We start from the raw sequence: 21,239 nt of genomic DNA, 5'->3' as shown, positions 1-21,239 counted from the left end.
CATGGACTGGTTGCGCCAGGTCCCGATGGGTCAATACGTCGATGGGTCCACGGGTTGGCTCCGGCGCTTGGACCCTCGGCTGAAGCTGGCCTGGTCTCTTGTCTTTCTGCTCACGCCTGTTCTGGCGGGGCCCCTCTGGCGCGTTGGCCTGGTGGTGGCTCTGGTGCTGATCACCTTCGGCAGTGGACTGGCTCGCTCGCTGTGGTGGAGGTCTGTGCTGCTGCTGACGGCCTTGGCCGTTGTGGTGGGCCTCCTGTCGATGTTCTTGCCGGCTGTGGATCCCCCTGCGGCCTTCCCGCTGCGCAATCCGGCTGAGCTTCCGGGGCTCGAGACGGAAGGCCCCTCCTGGGATCTTTTGCGCCTCGGCCCCCTGCAGTTGGGCGGTCTCCAGCTGGGGCCGCTGGTGGTGGATCGGGCCTCGGCGCTGCTGGGGCTGCGAACGTCCACCTTGATCTTCACCGTGATTCACAGCGTCAACCTGATGCTGATCACGACCCCGCCTGAGGATCTGGTCTGGGCCCTCAGCTGGTGCCTGGCTCCCTTGAAGTGGCTGGGATGTCCTGTGGAGCGGCTGGGGTTTCAATTGCTGCTGGCACTTCGCTTTCTGCCTCTGGTGCAGGAGGAGCTGCAAAATCTGCTGCGCTCTCTCGCCAGCCGTGCCGTCAACCTGCGCCAGCTGGGCTTCAAGGCCGGTTTCGGCCTGGTGCTGGCCGTCGGAGAGCGGCTGCTGGCCAACATCCTTCTCAGGGCTGAGCAGGGGGCCGATGCCCTGGTCGCCCGTGGGGGGCGAATTCTCGGTCCGTCGTACTTCCGCATGCCGCCTGATCGGGCTGCTCCCCTGCTGAATGGTCTGGCGACGATCGTTCTTCTCTTGGTGATTGGGCTCCGTGGTCAGTACGGTGCTCTATGAGCTCCGATCACGGCATGGCGTCCGAGCGATATCTGAATCACCCCACCTTCGGGATGCTCTATCGGGTGGCTCCGGCAGGTGAGGGCCGTGACGTCTACGCCACGTTGTATGCCCAGCGCATGTTCTTCCTGGTCACCCTGCAGCCCCGTGGCGCCCAGTTCGAAGTGATTCCCTACGGGGATGCGCGTCACCACGCTGAGGTGCATTTGGGCCGTTGCCGTCGTGATGGATCGGACGACCTCGAGTCCTGGAGTCAGCTGTTCGATCAAACGTTCATCTGAACCCTTGACCGATTCCTTCGCGGCGCGTTGGCAGGCGCTCCAGGCAGCCCGCCCCACTTCATCCAGGCTTTTGGCCGTCAGCAAAGGGCATCCAGCCGCGTCCGTGCGTTGCGTGGCGGAGCTTGGTCAGTGTGATTTCGGGGAAAGCCGTGTTCAGGAGGCTCTGCCGAAGCAGGAGGAGCTGATCGATCTGAACCTGCGCTGGCATTTCATCGGTCGCCTGCAAAGCAACAAGGTGCGGCCGGTGGTGAAGGCCTTCGACGTCATTCACTCGGTGGATTCTCTGGCGCTGGCCGAACGGGTGTCGCGCATTGCCGTGGAGGAGGCCCGTCAGCCTGAAGTGCTGCTGCAGGTGAAACTCCGGCCCGATCCCAGCAAAGGGGGCTTGTCGGCCGATGAACTCGGTGCCATCTGGTCTGATCTGCAGGCTCTGCCGGGGTTGCGGATCTCGGGTCTGATGACCATGGCGCCTCTCGAGATGGCTGCAGATCAGCGCAAGGCGTTGTTTTCCGACTGCCGTGCCCTGGCGGATCGGCTGGCCTTGGCGGAGTGCTCGATGGGGATGAGCACGGACTGGAAAGAGGCTGCTGAAGCGGGCAGCACCTGGCTCAGGATCGGTTCGGCCCTGTTCGGTCCGAGATTGGTGTCAACAGACGCTGCGAATTGACTTGCCCCGCCGCAGCGAAAACGGTATCCAGGGACATGGTTTTCGAACCACATTCAGACCGAGAGGAATCCCAAGGTGTCGCTGATCTCCCGTCTCCGTGCCGTCGTCGCTGGCGATGACTATCTCGATGGCGAATTGGATGATTTCGCCTACGACGACGAGCAAGATGACCAGGACCAGCGCGCCCTGCAGGCTGACGGTGGTGCACTGGCCACCATTGGAGACTCCAACCCGTTTGACCTGGGTGGTGATCTGCCTGGATCCAACGTGATCGGCATGCCCGGCATCAGCAATGCTGTGTCCGAGGTGAATGTGATGGAACCCCGCAGCTTCGATGAAATGCCTCGGGCCATTCAGGCGCTGCGGGAGCGCAAGACGGTGATCCTCAACCTCACGATGATGGAGCCCGACCAGGCCCAGCGTGCTGTTGATTTCGTTGCTGGTGGCACCTTCGCGATCGATGGACACCAGGAGCGCGTCGGCGAGAGCATCTTCCTGTTCGCCCCCAGCTGTGTCACCGTGACCAACACCGGTCAAGACGAAGCCTCGGCTCCAACGGTGGTGAGCCGTGAGGCCGATGTGGCGGATGTCGACGAATCCGCCAGCGCACCTCCGCCCGCCTGGGGGGCAGCCGCTCTCTGAAGCCCGCAGTGCAGCCCGCTTTCGGTGTGATCGGCCTGGGTCGCATGGCTCAGGCCCTTGTGGTTCCTCTCCTGGAGCGTGGACGGATTCCGGCCGACCAGCTGTTGGCGGTGGTCGGAGGATCTGGCTCCCTTGATCAACGACGTGGGGACCTTCCGGCTGGCATCGGTTTGGTTGCGGCTGATGATCCTTTCGCTCAGCAGGTCTGGACGGCTCCGATCCAGCTGCTTGCCGTGAAGCCGCAGCAACTCGATGCTGTTGCGGAAACTGCAGGACCTGTTGTGGGTCAACCGCTGCTGATCTCTGTGTTGGCGGGGGTGTCTCTGGCGCGCTTGCAGCATTTGTTTCCCGGTCATCGCTGTGTGCGGGCGGTGCCCAACACCCCTGCGCTGGTGGGAGCTGGTTTGACAGCTCTGGCCTGGGGGGAGGGGATCGACCAAGGGCAACGGGATCAGGTGCGGCAGCTGTTCGCCGAAGTGGGCGAAGTTCTGGAGTTGGCGGAAGCCAAGCTCGATGCGTTCCTTGCCCTCACCTCGTCGGGCCCTGCCTTTGTGGCCCTGGTGGCGGAAGCCATGGCCGATGGGGCTGTTGCCGCCGGTCTTTCCAGAGATCTGGCCTTGCGGCTGAGCCACCGCACCCTGGCTGGAACGGCTGAGCTGCTGGACCGTCGCGATCTGCACCCTGCCCAGCTCAAGGACATGGTCACCTCCCCGGGGGGCACCACCATCGCCGGCGTCCGCGCGCTGGAACGCATCGGCCTGCGCTCCGCCTTGATCGAAGCGGTGGTTGCTGCTGCGGAACGCAGCCGAGAGCTGGCCTAGGGCAGCACCTCCGGCCATCCCTGCCGGATCAGCAGCAGCGAGAAGTAGGGGCGAGGTTCGGCCGCAACGGCATCCGCGCAACAGATCTGCTGGTCGGGCCAGCCGACCCGCTCGGCAAACAGGGCTTGTTGCAGCAGGCCTCGCTGCTTCAGCAGGGGTTGCACCCAACTCCAGCGCCGACCCAGCTTCAGCAGGGCCACAACTTGCCCCGTTGCCGCGGCGTTGTCCAGCACCCGCTCCAGCTCCTCGGGTGTTTCGGGGCAAGGGCGCAACAGCAGCTGGTCCTGCTGCAGAGCGAGGGGCCAGAGGCCCGCAGCCGCGGCTGCCGAGCAGGAGGTGATGCCGGGAATCACGCTGATCGAACAGTCGGGCCACGCCTGACGGAGGGCCAGCAGCACGTAGCTGCAACTCGCAAACAGCGACGCATCTCCCTCACACAGCAGTGCCACCTGCTGGCCGGAACGGATGGCCTGCTGCAGCTCCTGCGCCGCCGCTCCCCAGGCGGTGCGCCGCGGTTCGGCGGCTTCCACCATCGGGAACAACAAGGGAAGACGCTGATGGTCGCTGCGGATCCAGGCCGCGGCGATTTTGGCGGCCATGCTGTCGCCCCCCGGTCGTCCGACCGGGTAGGCCACCACCTCCGCTCGGCGGATGGCTTCAACGGCGGCCAGGGTGAGCAGGGAAGGATCGCCGGGGCCGACCCCCACCAGTGTGAGACCCCCAGTCGTGGTGGGATCGATGATGGTCAGCAGTCGATGCGCCCGGGGTCCAGACGATGAGTCGTCTCAGCATCTTTCCAGACGAAAGCTCAGCCCATGCTGCGAATGGGTCCATGCCTGCGCTGGAGAGCAATGATCCGGCCGTGATTCAGTCGGAGCTCAGCCGCCGGGGCATCGGCTTTGACCAATGGCCGGCCGAGCAGGGCCTGCCGGAGGGGGCCGACCAGGCCACCATCCTTCAGGCCTATGCCGATGCCATCGCCCGGGTCCAACGCGATGGTGGTTACGCCACGGTCGACGCGATTCGGATGACTCCGGATCATCCCGATCGCGAGCCCCTGCGCCGCAAGTTCCTTGAGGAGCACACCCATGCCGAAGACGAAGTGCGCTTTTTTGTGGAAGGGTGCGGCTTGTTTGTGCTGCACATCGGTTCCGAGGTGCTCAGCGTGCTGTGCGAACGGGGCGACCTGATGCGGGTTCCTGCCGGGACCCGTCATTGGTTTGACATGGGATCTCAGCCTCAGTTCTGTGCTGTGCGTTGGTTCAACAACCCCGAGGGCTGGGTGGCGCAATACACCGGCAGCAGCATCGCCCAGCGATTTCCCAGGCTTGACTGAGGGGGCGTTCCAGGCACGTTGATGCGTCTCCTCCGCACCTTTGCTGCGCTTCTGCTGGGTCTGCCCATGGCAACACCCATCCCTGTTGCTGCCGAGGATGCTCCCTTGGCACCCGAGGTTCAGCACCGGGTTGCCGTGGTGGTGCTGGCCCGCCGCATTCGCGGCTATGCCGCCATGGCTAAGGCCAGCAGCGACTGTCAGGTGGAGAAGGGGCGTCTGCCGCGCCGCCAGGCCCGCCAAGCCCTGGCGGGTCTGGTGCAGCGCCGTAACGTCCGAACATTGGTGGTGAGCGAGTGAATGTTCTCCGATTGGGGCTTCAGTTGGGGCGGCTGGTTGGACAACCGTCGGGGTGAGTGGTGGCTGCTGGCCCAGCTGCTGCTGATCACGGCCCATCTGCTGCCGGTCTGGCCAGCTCCCGCCAGCTTCGGTGTGGCGATTTGGCCCAAACCCTTGTTCGGGCTGGGCCTGCTGCTGTTGGCTTTTGGCCTGTTTCGGGCCCTTGAGGCGTTTCGCTGTCTCGGGGCCAGCCTTTCGCCGTTGCCAGCGCCCAAGCCGGCGAATCAGTTGATCGCCACAGGCTCCTACGCCATCTGCCGGCATCCCTTGTACCGGGCGGTGTTGCTGTGTTCCGCAGGAGTGGTGCTGGCCACAGGCAGCCTGCTGCATCTGTTGCTGTTGGTCAGCCTGGCGGCTGTGCTGCGGGGCAAAGCCCGCTTCGAGGAGCAGGGGTTGCGGGTGCTGCATCCGGATTACAGCCAATACGCCGCAGTCACCCCGGCGATTGTGGGCTGGGTTCCTGGCTTGGACTGGCGCTGATGGCCTGGCTCAGGCGGCGACCGTGCTGGTTTGCATCAGGTCGGCGTAGAGCTGTTCGAGGGCATCGATGTTGCTGGAAATCGTGTAGCGCTCCAAGGCGCGGAGGCGGGCTTTGCGGCCCAGTTCCGCGGTCAGCACCGGCTGGTCCCTGAGCACCGGCAGCAGTGTGCGCAACTGGGTGGTGACGCCCTGGGTGCTCAGCACGATTCCCGCCCCTTGCTCCAGCACCTCGCCATCGGCACCGGCATCGGTGGCCACGCAGGCTGTTCCGCTGGCCATCGCCTCCAGCAAGGCCAGCGACAGGCCCTCTACAAGGCTCGGCAGGATGAACACCTCAGCGCACTGGAGCAGAGCAACCCGGGTGTCCAGGTCTGGCTCGTGGCCCCACCAGAGGATCCGATCGTCGTTGAACTGGTTCATCAGGCTATTGCGCAGCGGCCCGTCGCCGACGATCACCAACCGGCAGCCCTCCGGTGAAACCAGCCGCCAGGCACGCAGCAGGGCTTCAACGTTCTTCTCCGTTGCAAGGCGTCCCATGTAGAGGAAATTCCGTTCTCGCCCCAGCCGTTGCCGCACCTGCTGATGCATTAGCGAAAGGCTGCCGGGGCTGGTGGGGCACCAGCGGTCGGGGTCCACACCATTGGGAATCACCGTCAGTCGATCGGCGGGAACGCCCAGGCGCTCGAGAAAGTCCGCCTGAAGCTGTGAAAACACGATCACCCGGTCGTAGCGGGCCAGGGCCGGTGCATACAGCTGGTACGTGAGCTGTTGGGTGCCCGCCGTCAGGTTGCGCAGGCCTGCATCGAAGGGGGGATGAAAGGTGGCCACCAGGGGCACGCCCAGCTGCTGACAGAGCTCCGGCAGGCGGAAATCCAGGGGGGAAAGGGTGAGGCTGGCGTGCACGAGATCGGGCTGCAGCCGCTCCAGGGATTCCCTCAGCTCCCGCTGCGCCCCGGGGGAAGGGATCGTGTAGACCTGCGATTTGACCAGGTAGGGCAGGCTGACGTCCGGGTCGTTGGCCAGCAGCGATGTGTCGTCGCGCTCCGGGCTGCGCGGGTTATCGAAATGGATGAAATGCACCTGATGCCCGCGTTTGCGCAGGGCCTCCGTGGTGCTGATCCCGTAGGACACATTCCCGCAGAAGGGAGACTTCTTGCCGAGCCACGCAATCTGCGCCAAGCGGGTTGGGCCTCCTCAGGCGAAAAGGCAAGTTAGCAGCGCTGCCACGGTCGTTCGATCAACGCTGCCACCAGGGCCAACCCCGCCAGCAGCCACAGCACCGGTTGAAGACCAATGCTGCTCACCAGGGTGCCCGCCAGCACCAGCGGCAGGCTCAGGGCGATGTTGATCAGGTTGTTCTGCAGTCCGAACACCCTGCCGCGCTCGGTTTCGGGGGTTTCTTCCTGAATCGTGGTCTGCGCGGGGATCGCCACCAGAGCTGCGCCGATGCCCAGGATTCCGCAGAGGCTCAGGGTGAAGGCCAGGGATCCCCGCAGCTGGCTGAGTAGCACCAGGGTCCACGTGATGGTTCCCAGGCCTGCTGCCGTGAGCCGGCGGCGGCTGAACCGATGGCCCAGCTGGGCGATCACCACAGCTCCGATCGCCATGCCCAGTCCACTCATGGCTAGCAGGGCACCAAAGCCTGAGGGCCCCAGGTTCTCGATCAAGGCAGCCAGCTGGAGGGCCAACACGTAAAGCGCTGCCAACAGGCTGTAGAGCAGCACCAGATGAATCATGGCGCCACGCACTGAAGGCACCCGGCGCAGCACCTGCAATCCTTCGCCGATCTCCGTCCACACCGATGTATTGGAGGAGGGCTTGGGGGCTTCCTGCAGCTTCAGGCGCGACAGGCTGAGGGCCGCGAGGCCGTAACAGAGCGGAAGCAGCAGAAACTCGCCGCCATCGATGCCGATAATCGCCAGGCTGCTGTGCAGGGCACGAAGAATCGGTTCCCCCAGCGCGAAGCCCAGGATCGTTGCCCCCATGCTGGTGGCTTGGTAGAGGGAGTTGGCCGCCAACAGGTGATCTCCCGGCACCACCACAGGAATCGTGGCCTGTTCCGAGGGGGCGAAAAACTGGGTCAGGATCGACTCCAGGAAGGTCATGCTCACCAGCCCCCAGTAGCCCCAGGGCAGACCAAGCCAGACGGGCCCCGGCAGCAGACAGAGCGGTGCGAACACCACCAACAGGGCTCGGATGGCATTGCTGGCCACCATCACCCGACGCTTGGGCCAGCGGTCCGCCCAGACCCCAGCCACCGTTCCCAGCAGCATGGCCGGGATGGTGTTGGCCACAAAAATGCCTGTAGCCAGAAGGGTGATCACCTGGGTGCGTGTGCTGATGTCGAGGCCGTAATCCGAGGCCATCTCCGCCAGCACGCCACTTCCCTGCCCCTTCAGCAGCAGGTGCTGATCGATCAGGAAGACCATCAGCACGATGTAGAACTTGTCCGCCAGCTGGGAAAAGATCTGGCCCAGCCAGAGTTTGCGGAAGTCCTTGAGGCGTAGCACGGCTTCCAAGCCGCGCTTTCCCTCCGGGTTGCTGCCGGTGGGCAGAGCGGGTTCAGGGGTGGTGAGGCTCGGTCCGCTCAAGGGGCAATTGCATCGCGGCCATGATGGCTTACGCGCCTGCCAGGAGTGTCTCTCGCAGCATGGCCAGGGCTTTGCTGGGTCGGTTCAGATGCGTCCGGCTCCAGATCTCAACCACCCGCAGCAGCCGGCGCCACACGGCTGGGGGGCCCATCAGCGCACCGTCCCGGCGACGGGGCAGGTCGGCCCGGGTGAGTCGCTGGAGCAGGGCCAGTTCGGAGGGATTCAGCTGAATCGCCGCCCCGGGCTGCTCATCAATCGCAAAGCCATCCTGCGGCAGAAGGCTGCAGCGCCAGTCCCACTGCCCCAGCGGTGGCTCCAGGGGATCGCCTGTGATGCAGCAGGTCTGCAACGGCAGTCCATAACCGCCCAGGGTGAGCAGATGGATGCAGGCCTGGACCGTGCCGGCCAGCACCAGCTCCGGGTCGGCTCGGTACTCCTCCAGGCGTTCGAGGTGCAGCTGCATCGTGTCCAGCAGCCCGTTCACAGGGTCCTGGGCCGCCAGTTGAAGGCATAGATCACACAGTGCCTGCGCCGCAGCCAGGGTTTCCAGCTGTTGCCCGAGGCCGGAAAAACTGCGCAGCACCCGCAGTTGTCGCACCCGGGCCAGGCCGCTTCGTCCTCCCACCTGCAGTTCCAGCAGGGTGAGGGGGGCGGCGGCGGCCAGACTGCTCTTGGGACGTCGTGCTCCGGGAACGGCGAAGCGACTGACGCCCTCCGCATCACTGAGCAGGCTCAGCAGGCGGTCGTGTTCGCCGAGAGGCCCCACCTTGAGGGCGAGTCCGGTGAGGCGTCGTTCTGCCATTCAGGCCGCGGGGCGACGCTGGGCCTGCAGAAGAGCCGGCGCGCTGCTGGTGCCCAACAGATCGGCCCCCGCTAACAGCAGGTCTCCTGCGTGGCTGAGGCTATGGATCCCCCCGGCTGCCTTGATGGCGCAGCGTTTACGGATCAGTTGTTTCAACGCAAGGATCTGATCGGCATGGCAGGCCGGGCCAAAGCCGTTGCTGGTCTGCAGTCCCGCAGCACCAGCATCAATGGCGGCCTCCACGGCCAGTTCCAGCTGTTCGCTCTCCAGACGGGCCATGTCCAGGACGGCCCGCACGGGAAGCCCCAGCTCGCAGAGGGCGGCAAGTTCCTCGGCAAACGCGCCTGAATCACCGTTCGCCAAGGCGCTGAAATCGGGCACGACATCGAGCTCCTGGGCGCCATGGGCGGCACACCACTCCGCTTCCGCCAGCTTGAGCTCAGCGGGAATGGTTCCGAAGGGAAAGCCGATGACCGCCACCAGGCGAGGCCCTGCGTCGGTCGTCCCGATGCGTTCCCGCAGCAGCGGCAGCTGACGCGGTGTGGTGCAAATGGCCCGCACGCCCTCCTGCATCCCGGAATCACAGAGGGCTTGGAGCTGGTCCAGGGTCAGCAGGGGGTCGAGGATCGCCTGATCAAGCCGGGGGGGGAGGTCGGGGAGCTCTTGGGCTGGATCAGCCATGGCGGGCCGGGAGGTCACTCACGAGCCTGAATCACCCCATACCCACCATGGTTGCGGCGGTAGATCACCTGCAGCTGATCGCTTTCCTTCTCCCGGAACAGGTAAAAGTCGTGGTCGATCAGATCCAGTTGGCAGCGTGCTTCCTCCAGGCCCATGGGCGGCATGGCGAAATATTTGCGCCGCACTCCCGGATCCGGCAGTTCCGCCTCACGCCCTTGCAGAAGGGAGGCTTCAACGGGGGATGCATCGTTGACCACATCCGTGCTGGGGGTGTGGCTGGCGCTGTGGCCGTGGCTGTGGTGGTGATCGCTGTGGCGTTCCTTCCAGCGACGCAGTTGGCGGGCCAGTTTTCCTGCGGCCAGATCGATGCTGGCGTATAGGTTTTCACTGCGTTCCTGGGCGCGGATCACCGTGCCGTTGGCAAAGACCGTCACCTCGGCTGTCTGCTGCGGCACCCGGGGATTGCGAGCCACCGAGAGATGGACGTCTGCCTCGCGCACAGCATCACCGAAGTGCGATGTGGCCCGCTCCAACTTGGTTTGGGTGTAATCCCGCAACGCTGGCGTGATCTCGAGGTTGCGACCATGGATCAGCAACTTCATGCCTCACTCCTGTGCCGGTTGTTATCGGCAAATTAGATACGGCGCACGATTCGGCCCACCCCCAGCGTGCATTTCTTTTCGAGCCCGGTGATCCGGTTCGATTCGATGCCGCCTGGTCGGCGCAACAGCGCTGGCAGAGCACTCTTCTTGCTGATCCATCGGCTCCGGAGGCGGTCTGGATCCTGCAGCACCAGACCTGCTACACCCTTGGCCGTGGTGCCAGCGAGGAGCACCTGCATTTTGATCCCGCTGACCCACCGGCACCCCTGTATCGGATCGATCGGGGCGGGGAGGTGACCCATCACCTGCCCGGCCAACTGGTGGCCTACCCGGTGTTGGACCTTCAGCGCCGCACGCCCGATTTGCACTGGTATCTGCGTCAGTTGGAACAAGTCGTTCTGGATGTTCTGGCGGAGTTGGGCCTGGAGGGTCAGCGTCTGCCGGGGTTGACCGGCCTCTGGTTGGACAACCGCAAGGTTGCCGCCATCGGTGTGGGCTGTCGCCGCTGGATCACCCAGCACGGCCTGGCCCTCAACGTTGATTGCTCGATGCAGGGGTTTGAGCGAGTCACCCCCTGTGGGCTCACCGGTCGTGCGGTTGGGCGGCTTGCAGACTGGTTGCCAGGGCTGACGTCGGCTGAGGTGCAGCCGTTGCTGCGGCAAGCCCTGGCCCATCGTTTCGGTCTGGTCTGGGAGGAGGAATCGAGATAGACCTGAGCTGTTTGAACCCCTGCCTCGGATGACGGCCAGCTGGAGCCCGACAACCCGTGAAACGGACGCTTTGCAGCGTCATGCCCATGTTCAGAAGTTGCAGAGGGTCGATGCGGTGTGGCCCTGGCTCGCCGACCGCCACGGGCTGATTGCCGCCGTCGATGCGCCCCATGCTGCGCATCCCGAACGCTTCAATTTCGGCGAACTGGCGGAGCGCATCGCCACCGCTGCTTCCGCCTTTCGGCGCCATGGCGTGAAGGATGGGGATGTGGTGGCTCTTTTTGCTGAGAACAGCCCCCGCTGGCTGGTGGCGGATCAGGGCCTGATGCGTGCCGGTGCCGCTGATGCCGTGCGCGGTGCCTCGGCCCCGGTGGAGGAGCTGCGCTACATCCTTTCGGATTGCCGGGCGACGGCCCTGGTGGTGCAGAACGCTGATGTGTGGCGTCGTCTGGCCCTTCCCCCAGAGCAAAGGGCTCAGCTGCGTTTCGTGCTTCAGCTGGAAGGGGAGCCTGCCGAGGGCGCCATCGGCTGGGAGGCGTTTCTAGCGTCAGGGGCCGGCCTCGATCCCGTTGGCCCGGCGGGGGGGCGAGACGCCGTGGCCACTGTTCTGTACACCTCGGGTACGACCGGCCAACCCAAAGGGGTCCCGTTGACCCACGCCAACCTGCTGCATCAGATGAGCTCACTGGCCTGTGTGGCCTATCCCGAGCCCGGTGCTCCGGTGCTGAGTGTGTTGCCCATCTGGCATGCCTACGAGCGCAGTGCCAGCTACTTCTTCCTCTCATGCGCCTGCACGCAGACCTACACAACCATCAAGCAACTGAAGAAGGATCTGCCGCGGGTCCGGCCGATCGCGATGGCCACCGTGCCGCGGCTGTGGGAGGCGGTTCAGGCTGGATTTGAGGATGTGCTCAAGACCTTCTCCCCCTCCCGGCAGCGCCTGCTGCGGGCGGCGTTGGCCAACAGCGCTGCCCAGCGCAAAGCCGTGCGCACGGCGCGCAACCTCCTGCTGGAACCGGTATCAGCGGCCGGCCGGCTGCGTGCCTGCGGCTCCGCGGCCCTGCGCTGGCCCCTGCATGCCCTGGCCTCGACCTTGATCTGGCCGAAGCTGCGTCGCCAGCTCAGTGGCGGTCAGCTCGCCTATCCGATCAGTGGTGGCGGTGCCATTGCGCCCCACATCGATTCCTTTTTTGAAGCCGTGGGGATTGAGCTGCTGGTGGGCTATGGCCTCACCGAAACCAGCCCTGTGGTGAGTTGCCGCAGGCCCTGGCGCAACATCCGCGGCAGCTCCGGGCTGCCGATGCCCCAGACCGAATTCCGGATCGTCGATCCCGACAACGGCCAGCCCCTGGGCTTCCGGCAACGTGGGCGGGTGATGGTGCGGGGCCCCCAGGTGATGGCGGGCTACCTCGGCAAACCCGAGGCCAGCGCCAAGGTTCTCGATGCCGCGGGATGGTTTGACACCGGCGATCTCGGCATGCTCTTGCCGGATGGTTCGGTGGCCCTCACCGGACGGGCCAAGGACACGATTGTGTTGAGCAGTGGTGAGAACATCGAGCCCGGCCCCCTGGAAGAGGCCCTGGTGGCCAGCCCCCTGATCGAGCAGGTGATGCTGGTGGGTCAGGACGAACGCCAGCTCGGTGGCCTGATCGTTCCCCGTGCTGAGGCGATCGTGGCCTGGGCGGCTGAAGCCGGCGTGAGCGTGGCGCAGGATCTGGGCGGCCAACCTGGTGATCCGGCCCTTCTTCGTTTGTTGATGCGCGAATGCAACCGCTTGCTCAAGCAGCGGTCGGGTTCCCGGGGTGATGAACGGCTGGCCGGGGTGGTGCTTGTGGATCCCTTCAGCATTGAGAACGGACTCCTGACCCAGACCCTGAAGCAGCGCCGTGATCGCATCACCAGCCGCGATCAGCAGTTGATCAATGGCCTTTACGGACGTTGACCGCGCCTGATGAGGCTTGGGGGGTGGTCGGTTGTCCGGTGATTGCCCCCACGTGAAAGGGCTGACACGCTTTGGCCGTCTCCCAAGAACCCATGTCCGACGGCACCTCCCTGACGATCAAGCGTCCGATCACCGTTCGCGCCGTCGTGACGCCCACCTGGAAAGAAGAAGCAGAGCGCGAGCTCAGCAATGGCATCGCTACCGCTGACCAACAGCTGGCTCAGCTGGAACAGGAAGGTCAGGACGTGGTGGACCAGGTGCGTCGTCAGAGCGCCAACCCCCTTGATCCCCGCGTGCAGGATCAGGTGGCGCAGATCCAACAGCAGGTGGCGGCCAAGCGCGCCGAGCTGGAGGAGCAGAAGCGCAACCTGCTTCAGCAGCAGGCCCAGGTGCGTGAGCTGGAGATGGACCAGATCGTTGAGCAGGGTCAGCTGGAGAGCAGCTGTGAGCTGAAGGTCGGCGACAACCTGGTGCAGAAGATGCAGGTGGCCATCGTTGTGAAGGATGGCGTTGTGCAGTCGATTGAGGAAGTCTGATCGGCTTGCCTCTGCTGACTCGTAAACTCCCCTGATCTGCCCTCCCGGAGACGGTTTTGGCGACCACAGACATCTTCATGCCTGCCCTCAGCTCCACCATGACGGAGGGGAAGATCGTGGAGTGGCTGAAACAGCCCGGAGACAAGGTGGCTCGGGGCGAGTCGGTTCTTGTCGTTGAGTCCGACAAAGCGGACATGGACGTTGAGTCGTTTCAGGACGGCTATCTCGCAGCGGTCCTGATGCCTGCTGGCAGCACGGCACCGGTGGGCGAAACCATCGGTCTGATTGTCGAAACAGAGGCTGAGATCGCCGACGCGCAGGCCAAGGCCCCCAGCGCTCCTGCTGCGGCGCCAGCCCCTGCACCGGCTCCGGCTCCCACGCCAGCTGCGGTTCAGACCCCAGCTCCGACTCCTGCCCCGGCACCTGTTGCTGCCCCTGCACCGTCGGCACCTGTGGTGAACGACGGTCGCATCGTGGCCAGCCCCCGGGCCAAGAAGCTGGCCTCTCAGATGGGTGTGGACCTGGCCACCGTGCGCGGCAGCGGCCCCCACGGCCGGATTCAGGCCGAAGACGTGGAGCAAGCCTCCGGTCAGCCCATCTCCGTGCCCCGGGTGGCGGAAGGAACGGCCCCCGCTGCTTCCTCGGCTGGCGCAGCAGCAGCAGCAGCGGCCCCGTCGGCTCAGGCGGGCAATAGCTTTGGTCGGCCCGGCGAGACCGTGGCCTTCAACACCCTCCAGGGTGCGGTGAACAAAAACATGGAGGCGAGCCTTGCGGTTCCCTGCTTCCGCGTTGGTTACACCATCACCACAGAGAAGCTGGATGCCTTCTACAAACAGGTGAAACCCAAGGGCGTCACGATGACGGCGCTGCTGGCCAAGGCTGTGGCCGTCACCCTGGCGCGTCACCCCCAGGTGAATGCCGCCACCACCGCTGCCGGCATGGCCTATCCAGCCGACGTGAACGTGGCTGTCGCTGTGGCGATGGAAGACGGTGGCTTGATCACGCCGGTGCTGCGTAATGCCGATCGCACCGATCTCTACGAGATGTCGCGTCACTGGGGTGATCTGGTCAAGCGCTCCCGCAGCAAGCAGCTGCAGCCGGAGGAGTATTCCACGGGCACCTTCACCCTCTCCAACCTCGGCATGTTCGGTGTTGATCGCTTCGACGCGATCCTTCCCCCAGGCACCGGGGCCATTCTCGCCGTCGCTGCATCACGCCCCACGGTGGTGGCGAACAAGGACGGCTCCATCGCCGTCAAGCGTCAGATGCAGGTGAACCTGACGGCGGATCACCGCGTGATTTACGGCGCCGACGGTGCCGCATTCCTGAAGGATCTCGCCGATCTGATCGAGAACCGTCCAGAAAGCCTGGCGCTCTGATCGGTCGCCCGCGTGCCTGACCCCAGGGACCTGCAACTCAGCAGCTACGACTACCCGCTGCCGCCTGAGCGCATCGCTCAAGCACCGGTTGAGCCCCGCCACAGCGCTCGCTTGTTGATGGCTCCCCCCCAGGGGGAGGCATCAATGGATGCTGCTCACGGCCAGGTGTGGGATCTGCTCGAGCAGCTGCAGCCTGGTGATCTGCTGGTGGTGAACGACACCCGGGTGTTGAAGGCCCGCCTGGCGGTGCGTCGTTCCGGGGGTGGGTTGTCCGAGTTGCTGGTGCTGGAGCCGCGGGGGGAGGGCCGCTGGCTTTGCCTGGCCCGTCCTGCCAAGCGCATGCGGCCCGGCGACAGCCTCACGATTGATGGCACTTCGATCAGCCTGACGGTGCTTGCAGAAGACCCCGCCAGTGGTGGACGGGTGGTGCAGTTCCCCAGTGATTGCAGGGATGCCGAAACCATTGAGGGTTTGCTCAATGACGTGGGCGAGGTGCCTCTACCGCCATACATCGAACGGCACGACCCCAGCGACAGCCAGCGCTATCAGACCCGTTACGCCGACCGTCCCGGTGCGGTGGCCGCCCCGACGGCGGGGTTGCATTTCAGTGATGAACTGCTGGCGGGCTTGCAGAAGAAAGGGGTGGATCTGGCCCGGATCACCCTGCATGTGGGCCTCGGCACCTTTCGCCCCGTTGAAACGGAAGACCTCACCGCCTTGGAGTTGCACAGTGAATGGGTGGATGTCAGCCCTGCTGTGGTGGAGGCGGTGCAGGCTTGTCGAGGCCGGGTGATTGCGGTGGGCACCACGAGTGTTCGTGCCCTGGAGGGGGCCGCTCAAGCCCATGGCGGTGTTCTCAAGCCCTACACCGGGCCGGTGGATCTGGTGATTCAGCCGGGCTATCAGTTCAAGGTGATTCAAGCTCTGCTCACCAACTTCCATCTGCCCAAAAGCTCTCTGCTGCTGTTGGTCAGTGCCCTGATCGGCCGGGAAACCCTGTTGAAGCTCTACGCCGAAGCGATTGAAAGGAGCTATCGCTTCTTCTCCTATGGCGATGCCATGTGGATTGATGCAGCGGCGGTGCAGCCCCAGGCCCGCCCACCAGCACGCTGAGACCTGAACGGTTCACGTTGAGGCCATAAAAAAAGCCCCGTCAACGACGGGGCCAAGGCTTCTGGTGGAGCCAGCTCAGACAGCCACCGGTTGCTCGATGATGCCGGTCGGCACTTCAGCAAACATCACCGAGGAGAGGTAACGCTCGGCCAGGTCGGGCAGCACCACCACGATGGTTTTGCCGGCATACTCATCTTTCTCGGCCAGACGAATAGCGGCTGCAGCGGCGGCACCGCAGGAGATGCCCACCAGCAGGCCTTCCTCCTGGGCCAGGCGCAGGGCCATGGCAACGGACTCCTCGTTGGTCACCTGCTCCACCTTGTCGACCACGGAGAGGTCGAGGTTCTGGGGGATGAAGCCAGCGCCGATGCCCTGGATTTTGTGGGGACCGGGTTTGACGGCTTCACCGTTCATGGTCTGGGTGATCACCGGGCTGTTGGTCGGTTCAACGGCCACGGATTCGATCGCCTTGCCTGCTTCATTTTTGATGTAGCGGGAGACGCCGGTGATGGTGCCACCGGTGCCGACGCCGGCCACGAGCACGTCAATGGCTCCATCGCAGTCGTTCCAGATTTCAGGACCGGTGGTCTTGAAGTGGATTTCGGGGTTGGCGGGATTGTCGAACTGGCCAGGCATGAAGTACTTGGCCGGATCGCTTTCAGCGATTTCCTTGGCCTTGGCAATTGCACCGGGCATGCCTTTGGCGGCCTCGGTGAGGATCAGCTCAGCCCCGAGCACAGCCATGACCCGACGCCGCTCGATCGACATCGACTCGGGCATCGTGAGGATCAGCTTGTAACCGCGGGCCGCGGCGGTGAAGGCCAGAGCGATGCCAGTGTTGCCGGAGGTGGGCTCAACAATCACCTTGCCCTTGGTGAGCTTTCCGCTTTTTTCTGCGTCCCAGATCATGTTGGCGCCGATCCGGCACTTGACGCTGTAAGCGGGGTTGCGCCCCTCAACCTTGGCCAGCACAGTGGCCTTGCAGTTTTTGGTGACGTTGTTCAGCTTGACCAGCGGGGTGTTGCCGATGGCCTGGCTGTTGTCGTCGTAAATGCGGGACATGGAGCTGCTGTAGAGGGGCCCGAAGAAAACAAACTAATGATCGAAAGCCTCTCCTCACCCGGTTGTTAAGGGCTTTTTCAGAGTCTCACAGGACTCTTCGTCAGCAAACGCTTGCTCAAATCGCATCCACAGTGCCTCGGGGTCTTCCAGACCGACGGACACCCGGAGCAGATCAGCCGGCACACCGCATTGCTCCGCCCAGCTCAGTTCGTCGTAGTGGGCCAGCTGGGTGTAGGGGCACACCAGACTGAAATCGGTGCCAAGGCTGGGGCCTTTGCTGATCCGAAGCGCGTCGTAAACCCGTTTGGAGTGCTCTTGGCCTCCCTTCAGTTCAAAGGAGAGCAGGCAGCCGTGGCCAGCTCCGCTGCGCATCAAGGCGCGGAAGTTGGGGCAGCTCTTTGGATGCAGCACCCGCTGCACGGCTGGATGGGCTTCGAGCCGTTCCGCCAGAAGCAGGGCGTTCGCATCGAGTTGCGGCACCCGCTGGAGCACATCCCGGCTGGCGATCTCCAGGGCGATGGCATCGGGATCGCTGAGGGGGGCGATGGCTGGAACCGCCGCCAGCAGGGAGGCCGCCCAGGGCGACTGCGGGCTCACCAGCACACTGCCAGCCATCACATCACCGCGGCCGGCGAAGCTCTTGGTGAGTGAGGTGAAGATCAGATCGGCGTAGGGCAGGGCATTGAGGTTGATGCCGGTGCCGATCGTGTCATCGGCAATCACCGGAATGCCGCGGCTGCGGGCCAGGGCCGACACGCCCGGTAGATCCATGCAGCGCAGCAGCGGATTGCTGGGCAGCTCCACAATCACGGCCGCCGGCTGGAGCTGATCCAGGACCGCTTCCACCTCGGCGAGGCTCTGCGGTTGTAACAGCTCGCCACCGTGAAACACCACCTGCGGCTGCTTCAGCACATCCACATAGGGGAAGCCCAGCTGCAGCGTGGGCTTCTCAGGTCGCAGCGTCTGGATGGCGCTGAGGGCCGCATACAGGCCGGCCATTCCCGCTGGATGCAGGCTGATCTGCTGGGCGTCGACGCCATGGATGGATGCCAGGCGCTTTCGAATCAGCTCGCGGGCCGCGTCGCCGGATGTCCTGCTGGGGGATGTCTCTTTCCCCAGGGCGATGGCGGCCTGGCGGGAGGAGAGGCCCAGGCCGGTGTGCTGCCAGAACGCTTTGGCATGGGGGCTCGCCGCTGCATCACTACGCAGGCAGGTCAGCCCAGCAATGGCGATCAGCTCCGAGCGGCTCTTCGGTGACTTGCGTTGGCAGTGGGCCAGGGCTGCCTGGGCTGCCGCTTCGGTGGGGTAGGGCCAGACCGAGGTGCCTGCAAGCTCCGAAGGCTGAACCAGTTGTCGGATCAGCGGATGCAGGCCGAAGCGGGGATAGATCGTCTGCAGGGCATCGCGGCAGGCCGGATCCTTCTCCTCGTAGGCGACCACATCGCGCCAGCGCGGCAGCGCCACAGACACTGCATGGGGGGAGTCGGGCAGGGGATGGCCGAGATCAGAGCCCTGCCAGGCCGGATCGCTGAGCAGATTGCGAGGACTCACGCCAGCAGCTCCAGGGCCTGGTCCAGATCGGCCTGCAGATCGGCGAGGTCTTCGCAGCCCACTGAAAAGCGCACCAGGCCGTCGTCAATGCCCAGCTTGGCCTTCACATCGGCGGATACCGCCGCGTGGGTCATGGTGGCGGGGTGGCAGATCAGGCTTTCGATGCCGCCCAGGCTTTCGGCCATGGTGAACCAGCGCAGTTGTTTGCAGAGGGCATAGGTCTGCTCCTGGCTGGCGTTGAAGCTCACCGTCACGATGGCGCCACCGGCACGCATCTGACGGGTTGCCACCTGATGCTGGGGGTGATCACTGCGGTGGGGGTAACGCACCCAGTTCACCTTGGCGTGCCCCGCCAGCTGATCGGCCAGGGCTGCGGCATTGGCCATCTGCTGCTTGAGCCGCAGCGGCAGGGTCTTGATGCCCCGTGTGATCAACCAGCAATCAAAGGGGGAGGGCTGCAGGCCCAGGGCCTTCTGGGAGAACACCATCTTCTGGTGCCACTCAGGATCGTTGGTGCACACGGCTCCCCCGAGGGCATCGGAGTGGCCGTTGATGTACTTGGTTGTGCTGGTGAGTGAGAGGGTGGCGCCCAGCTCTAGAGGGCGCTGCACTAGGGCGGTGGCGAAGGTGTTGTCCACCACCACGGGGATGCCGAGGGGTTGGGTGATGGCACAGACCGCCTCCAGGTCGATCACCTTTAGTAGAGGGTTGGTGGGGCTCTCCAGCCACACCATCGCCGGCTTCTGGGTTTTGATTTGCTCCAGTGCGGCCGGCTGGGTGAAGTCCACCCAAGCGGTTTTCAAGCCGAACTTCGCGAACACCTGCTCGAACAGCCGCACAGTGCAGCCATAGAGGTTCTCTTCGCAGAGCACCAGATCGCCCTGCTTCAGCTGGGAAACCACAGCGGTAATGGCGCTGACGCCGGAGGCGAACACGGTGGCGTGGGCACAGCCTTCAACCGAAGCGAGCACCCCATCAAGGATGCGGAAGTTGGGGTTGCCGGAACGGGTGTAATCAAATCCGCCAGCGTTGCCATGGGCAAAGGTGCTGGTGGGGAAGATCGGCGGCATCACCGTGCCGGTGTCTCCCGCAAAGCTGTCGCCGTGGTGGATCACCCGGGTGTTCAGGCCTGTGTTCACGGACGATCCATCGATTCAGACAGGCTAAGAAATCGCCTCTCCCATCCCAAAAAAAAAACCCCGCCGTGTGGCGAGGGTTGATGAAATCGTTTGGGTTGAACCGGTGGATCAGTCGAGGTCGGGCATGCCGAGCACAGGCTCTGCCTTGCGGTCGATGCCTTTCTCGAAGCCAGCAGCAGCAGCGCGAGCGCGGCCGGCGTGCCAGAGGTGACCAACCAGGAAGAAGAAGGCAAGCACGAACTGCGTTGCACCCAGCCACTGGCGGAGGTTCACGTAGTTCACCGAATTGGGCTCGGTGATGATGCCGCCCACGGAGTTGATCGAGGCGTTGGGAGCGTGGGTCATGTACTCAGCCGCACGGCGCACTTGCCAGGGCTGAATGTCGTTCTGCAGCTTGTCGAGGCTGAGACCGTTGGGGCCACGCAGGGGCTCCAGCCAGGGACCACGGAAGTCCCAGAAGCGCATGGTTTCACCGCCGAAGATGATTTCACCGGTGGGTGAGCGCATCAGGTACTTACCAAGACCGGTGGGGCCCATGGCGGAACCGATGTTGGCGCCGAGGCGCTGGTCACGCACCAGGAAGGTGAAGCTCTGAGCCTGGGATGCCTCAGCGTTGGTGGGGCCCCAGAACTCGGAGGGATAAGCGGTGTTGTTGAACCAGATGTAAGCCGAAGCGATGAAGCTCATGAAGCTCAGAGCGCCAAGGCTGTAGCTCAGGTAAGCCTCACCGTTCCAGATGAAGGCGCGACGCACCCAGCCGAAAGGCTTGGTGATGGCGTGCCAGATGCCACCGAAGATCAGGGTCAGACCCAGCCAGATGTGGCCACCGATGATGTCCTCCATGGAGTTCACACCGATGATCCAGCCCTCGCCACCGAAGGGAGCACGGAACAGGTAACCGAAGATCACGCCCGGATCGAGGGTCGGGTTGGTGATCATGCGGACGTCACCGCCGCCGGGGGCCCAGGTGTCGTAGACGCCGCCGAAGAACATGGCCTTGAAGACCAGCAGCAGGCAGCCGACGCCCAGAAGGATGAGGTGATAACCAATGATGTTGGTCATCTGGTTCTTGTCACGCCAGTCCTGGGAGAAGAAAGAGGAATAGTTCTCCAGGATCTCCGGACCACGCAGGGCGTGATAGAGGCCGCCGAGGCCGAGCACGGCGGAGCTGATCAGGTGCAGGACCCCGACCACGAAGAAGGGGAAGAGATCAGTGACCTCACCGCCGGGGCCCACGCCGTAGCCAAGGGTGGCGACGTGGGGCATGCAGATGAAGCCCTGCTCGTACATGGGCTTGTCGAAGGTGAAGTGGCTCACCTCGAACAGCATCATGGCGCCGGCCCAGAAGACCATCAGACCAGCGTGGGCCACGTGGGCACCAAGCAGACGGCCGGACAGGTTGATCAGGCGGGCGTTGCCGGACCACCAGGCATACCCGGTGGAAGGAAGGTCTTTGCCGCCAGTGGCGCCAAGACCGGGATTAGAGAGCGTTACCACGGGGCAGAACCTCTTCAGGGAAGACGAAGTTTTCGTGCGGCTGGTCAGCCGGTGCCATCCAGGCACGCAGACCTTCATTCAGAAGGATGTTCTTGGTGTAGAAGGTCTCGAATTCGGGATCTTCTGCAGCGCGGATTTCCTGTGACACGAAGTCATAGGCG

Annotated in this window: 23 protein-coding genes and 1 pseudogene; 13 read left to right on the top strand and 11 right to left on the bottom strand. The window is 64.3% G+C overall.

The window, feature by feature from the left end; genetic code table 11:
- Window position 1: 1 nt before the first annotated feature.
- The 5 genes from AAXE93_RS09500 to proC all read left to right on the top strand — a co-directional run bounded on the left by AAXE93_RS09500 (window position 2) and on the right by proC (window position 3,321).
- The gene (locus AAXE93_RS09500; protein WP_390130295.1) at window positions 2-910 is read left to right on the top strand and encodes an energy-coupling factor transporter transmembrane component T family protein; all 909 of its coding nucleotides are present in this window, start codon (window positions 2-4) and stop codon (window positions 908-910) included.
- 14 nt (window positions 911-924) lie between these two features.
- A complete protein-coding gene (locus tag AAXE93_RS09495) occupies window positions 925-1,191 on the top strand; it encodes a PipX family protein (RefSeq protein WP_025362464.1) in 267 nt (88 codons plus the stop codon).
- Between the two features lie 4 nt (window positions 1,192-1,195).
- A complete protein-coding gene (locus AAXE93_RS09490) occupies window positions 1,196-1,858 on the top strand; it encodes a YggS family pyridoxal phosphate-dependent enzyme (protein WP_390130292.1) in 663 nt (220 codons plus the stop codon).
- A 75-nt stretch (window positions 1,859-1,933) separates the two neighbouring features.
- Entirely contained in the window at window positions 1,934-2,500 is a 567-nt protein-coding gene (locus tag AAXE93_RS09485) for a cell division protein SepF (RefSeq protein WP_390130290.1), read from the top strand.
- 44 nt (window positions 2,501-2,544) lie between these two features.
- A complete protein-coding gene (proC, locus tag AAXE93_RS09480; protein ID WP_390130663.1) occupies window positions 2,545-3,321 on the top strand; it encodes a pyrroline-5-carboxylate reductase in 777 nt (258 codons plus the stop codon).
- Here the strand turns inward: proC and cobI are convergent.
- Window positions 3,318-4,028, bottom strand: a complete 711-nt coding sequence (cobI, locus tag AAXE93_RS09475) for a precorrin-2 C(20)-methyltransferase (RefSeq protein ID WP_390130287.1) — start codon at window positions 4,026-4,028, stop codon at window positions 3,318-3,320. The genes proC and cobI overlap by 4 nt on opposite strands.
- Before the next feature lie 68 nt (window positions 4,029-4,096).
- Between cobI and AAXE93_RS09470 the strand changes: the two genes are divergently transcribed.
- Genes AAXE93_RS09470 through AAXE93_RS09460 form a run of 3 tightly spaced genes read left to right on the top strand, consistent with a single transcriptional unit; the run spans window position 4,097 to window position 5,473 of the window.
- Window positions 4,097-4,657, top strand: coding sequence for an acireductone dioxygenase (locus AAXE93_RS09470; RefSeq protein ID WP_390130285.1), 561 nt, complete (start codon window positions 4,097-4,099; stop codon window positions 4,655-4,657).
- Between the two features lie 21 nt (window positions 4,658-4,678).
- Window positions 4,679-4,954 (top strand): hypothetical protein, encoded by a 276-nt coding sequence (locus AAXE93_RS09465; protein ID WP_390130283.1) that lies wholly within the window; start codon window positions 4,679-4,681, stop codon window positions 4,952-4,954.
- The gene (locus tag AAXE93_RS09460; protein ID WP_390130281.1) at window positions 4,955-5,473 is read left to right on the top strand and encodes a methyltransferase family protein; all 519 of its coding nucleotides are present in this window, start codon (window positions 4,955-4,957) and stop codon (window positions 5,471-5,473) included. It abuts the gene before it with no gap.
- A gap of 9 nt (window positions 5,474-5,482) precedes the next feature.
- On the opposite strand, the gene AAXE93_RS09455 is transcribed toward AAXE93_RS09460, so the two are convergent.
- From AAXE93_RS09455 to hpf, 5 genes are read right to left on the bottom strand one after another with little or no spacing between them, the layout of a single operon-like run.
- Window positions 5,483-6,652: a glycosyltransferase family 4 protein gene (locus AAXE93_RS09455; RefSeq protein ID WP_390130279.1), complete on the bottom strand. Its 1,170-nt coding sequence runs from the start codon at window positions 6,650-6,652 to the stop codon at window positions 5,483-5,485.
- A 32-nt stretch (window positions 6,653-6,684) separates the two neighbouring features.
- Entirely contained in the window at window positions 6,685-8,064 is a 1,380-nt protein-coding gene (locus tag AAXE93_RS09450; protein WP_390130277.1) for an MFS transporter, read from the bottom strand.
- Between the two features lie 28 nt (window positions 8,065-8,092).
- Window positions 8,093-8,866: a DNA repair protein RecO gene (recO, locus tag AAXE93_RS09445; protein ID WP_390130275.1), complete on the bottom strand. Its 774-nt coding sequence runs from the start codon at window positions 8,864-8,866 to the stop codon at window positions 8,093-8,095.
- On the bottom strand, window positions 8,867-9,547 hold the full coding sequence (gene deoC / locus AAXE93_RS09440; RefSeq protein WP_390130661.1) for a deoxyribose-phosphate aldolase: 681 nt from the start codon (window positions 9,545-9,547) through the stop codon (window positions 8,867-8,869).
- Between the two features lie 14 nt (window positions 9,548-9,561).
- The gene (gene hpf / locus AAXE93_RS09435; protein WP_390130272.1) at window positions 9,562-10,149 is read right to left on the bottom strand and encodes a ribosome hibernation-promoting factor, HPF/YfiA family; all 588 of its coding nucleotides are present in this window, start codon (window positions 10,147-10,149) and stop codon (window positions 9,562-9,564) included.
- A gap of 11 nt (window positions 10,150-10,160) precedes the next feature.
- Between hpf and lipB the strand changes: the two genes are divergently transcribed.
- The 5 genes from lipB to queA all read left to right on the top strand — a co-directional run bounded on the left by lipB (window position 10,161) and on the right by queA (window position 15,829).
- On the top strand, window positions 10,161-10,859 hold the full coding sequence (lipB, locus tag AAXE93_RS09430) for a lipoyl(octanoyl) transferase LipB (protein WP_390130270.1): 699 nt from the start codon (window positions 10,161-10,163) through the stop codon (window positions 10,857-10,859).
- A 28-nt stretch (window positions 10,860-10,887) separates the two neighbouring features.
- Entirely contained in the window at window positions 10,888-12,801 is a 1,914-nt protein-coding gene (locus tag AAXE93_RS09425; RefSeq protein WP_390130268.1) for an AMP-binding protein, read from the top strand.
- A gap of 92 nt (window positions 12,802-12,893) precedes the next feature.
- Window positions 12,894-13,337: a YlqD family protein gene (locus AAXE93_RS09420; protein WP_390130266.1), complete on the top strand. Its 444-nt coding sequence runs from the start codon at window positions 12,894-12,896 to the stop codon at window positions 13,335-13,337.
- A gap of 56 nt (window positions 13,338-13,393) precedes the next feature.
- The gene (locus AAXE93_RS09415; RefSeq protein WP_390130265.1) at window positions 13,394-14,716 is read left to right on the top strand and encodes a dihydrolipoamide acetyltransferase family protein; all 1,323 of its coding nucleotides are present in this window, start codon (window positions 13,394-13,396) and stop codon (window positions 14,714-14,716) included.
- Between the two features lie 12 nt (window positions 14,717-14,728).
- Window positions 14,729-15,829, top strand: a complete 1,101-nt coding sequence (queA, locus tag AAXE93_RS09410; RefSeq protein WP_390130263.1) for a tRNA preQ1(34) S-adenosylmethionine ribosyltransferase-isomerase QueA — start codon at window positions 14,729-14,731, stop codon at window positions 15,827-15,829.
- A gap of 75 nt (window positions 15,830-15,904) precedes the next feature.
- Here queA and cysK read toward each other — a convergent pair whose 3' ends face one another.
- The 5 genes and pseudogenes from cysK to AAXE93_RS09385 form a co-directional block, all read right to left on the bottom strand.
- The gene (gene cysK, locus AAXE93_RS09405; protein WP_006850945.1) at window positions 15,905-16,891 is read right to left on the bottom strand and encodes a cysteine synthase A; all 987 of its coding nucleotides are present in this window, start codon (window positions 16,889-16,891) and stop codon (window positions 15,905-15,907) included.
- A 54-nt stretch (window positions 16,892-16,945) separates the two neighbouring features.
- A complete protein-coding gene (locus tag AAXE93_RS09400) occupies window positions 16,946-18,442 on the bottom strand; it encodes a PLP-dependent transferase (protein WP_390130262.1) in 1,497 nt (498 codons plus the stop codon).
- Complete coding sequence (locus tag AAXE93_RS09395) at window positions 18,439-19,581, bottom strand: trans-sulfuration enzyme family protein (protein ID WP_390130260.1); 1,143 nt, start codon at window positions 19,579-19,581, stop codon at window positions 18,439-18,441. The genes AAXE93_RS09400 and AAXE93_RS09395 overlap by 4 nt, the downstream gene beginning before the upstream one ends.
- A 108-nt stretch (window positions 19,582-19,689) precedes the next feature.
- Window positions 19,690-21,078: a photosystem II reaction center protein CP43 gene (gene psbC, locus AAXE93_RS09390; protein ID WP_011364942.1), complete on the bottom strand. Its 1,389-nt coding sequence runs from the start codon at window positions 21,076-21,078 to the stop codon at window positions 19,690-19,692.
- A pseudogene (locus AAXE93_RS09385) lies at window positions 21,062-21,239 on the bottom strand (photosystem II D2 protein (photosystem q(a) protein)); the annotation flags it as partial. The pseudogene AAXE93_RS09385 and the gene psbC, both read right to left, overlap by 17 nt.

This window comes from Synechococcus sp. HIMB2401 (assembly GCF_042883245.1).
Taxonomy (GTDB): Bacteria; Cyanobacteriota; Cyanobacteriia; order PCC-6307; family Cyanobiaceae; genus Parasynechococcus.
This window is presented reverse-complemented; position numbering and strand designations above follow the sequence as displayed.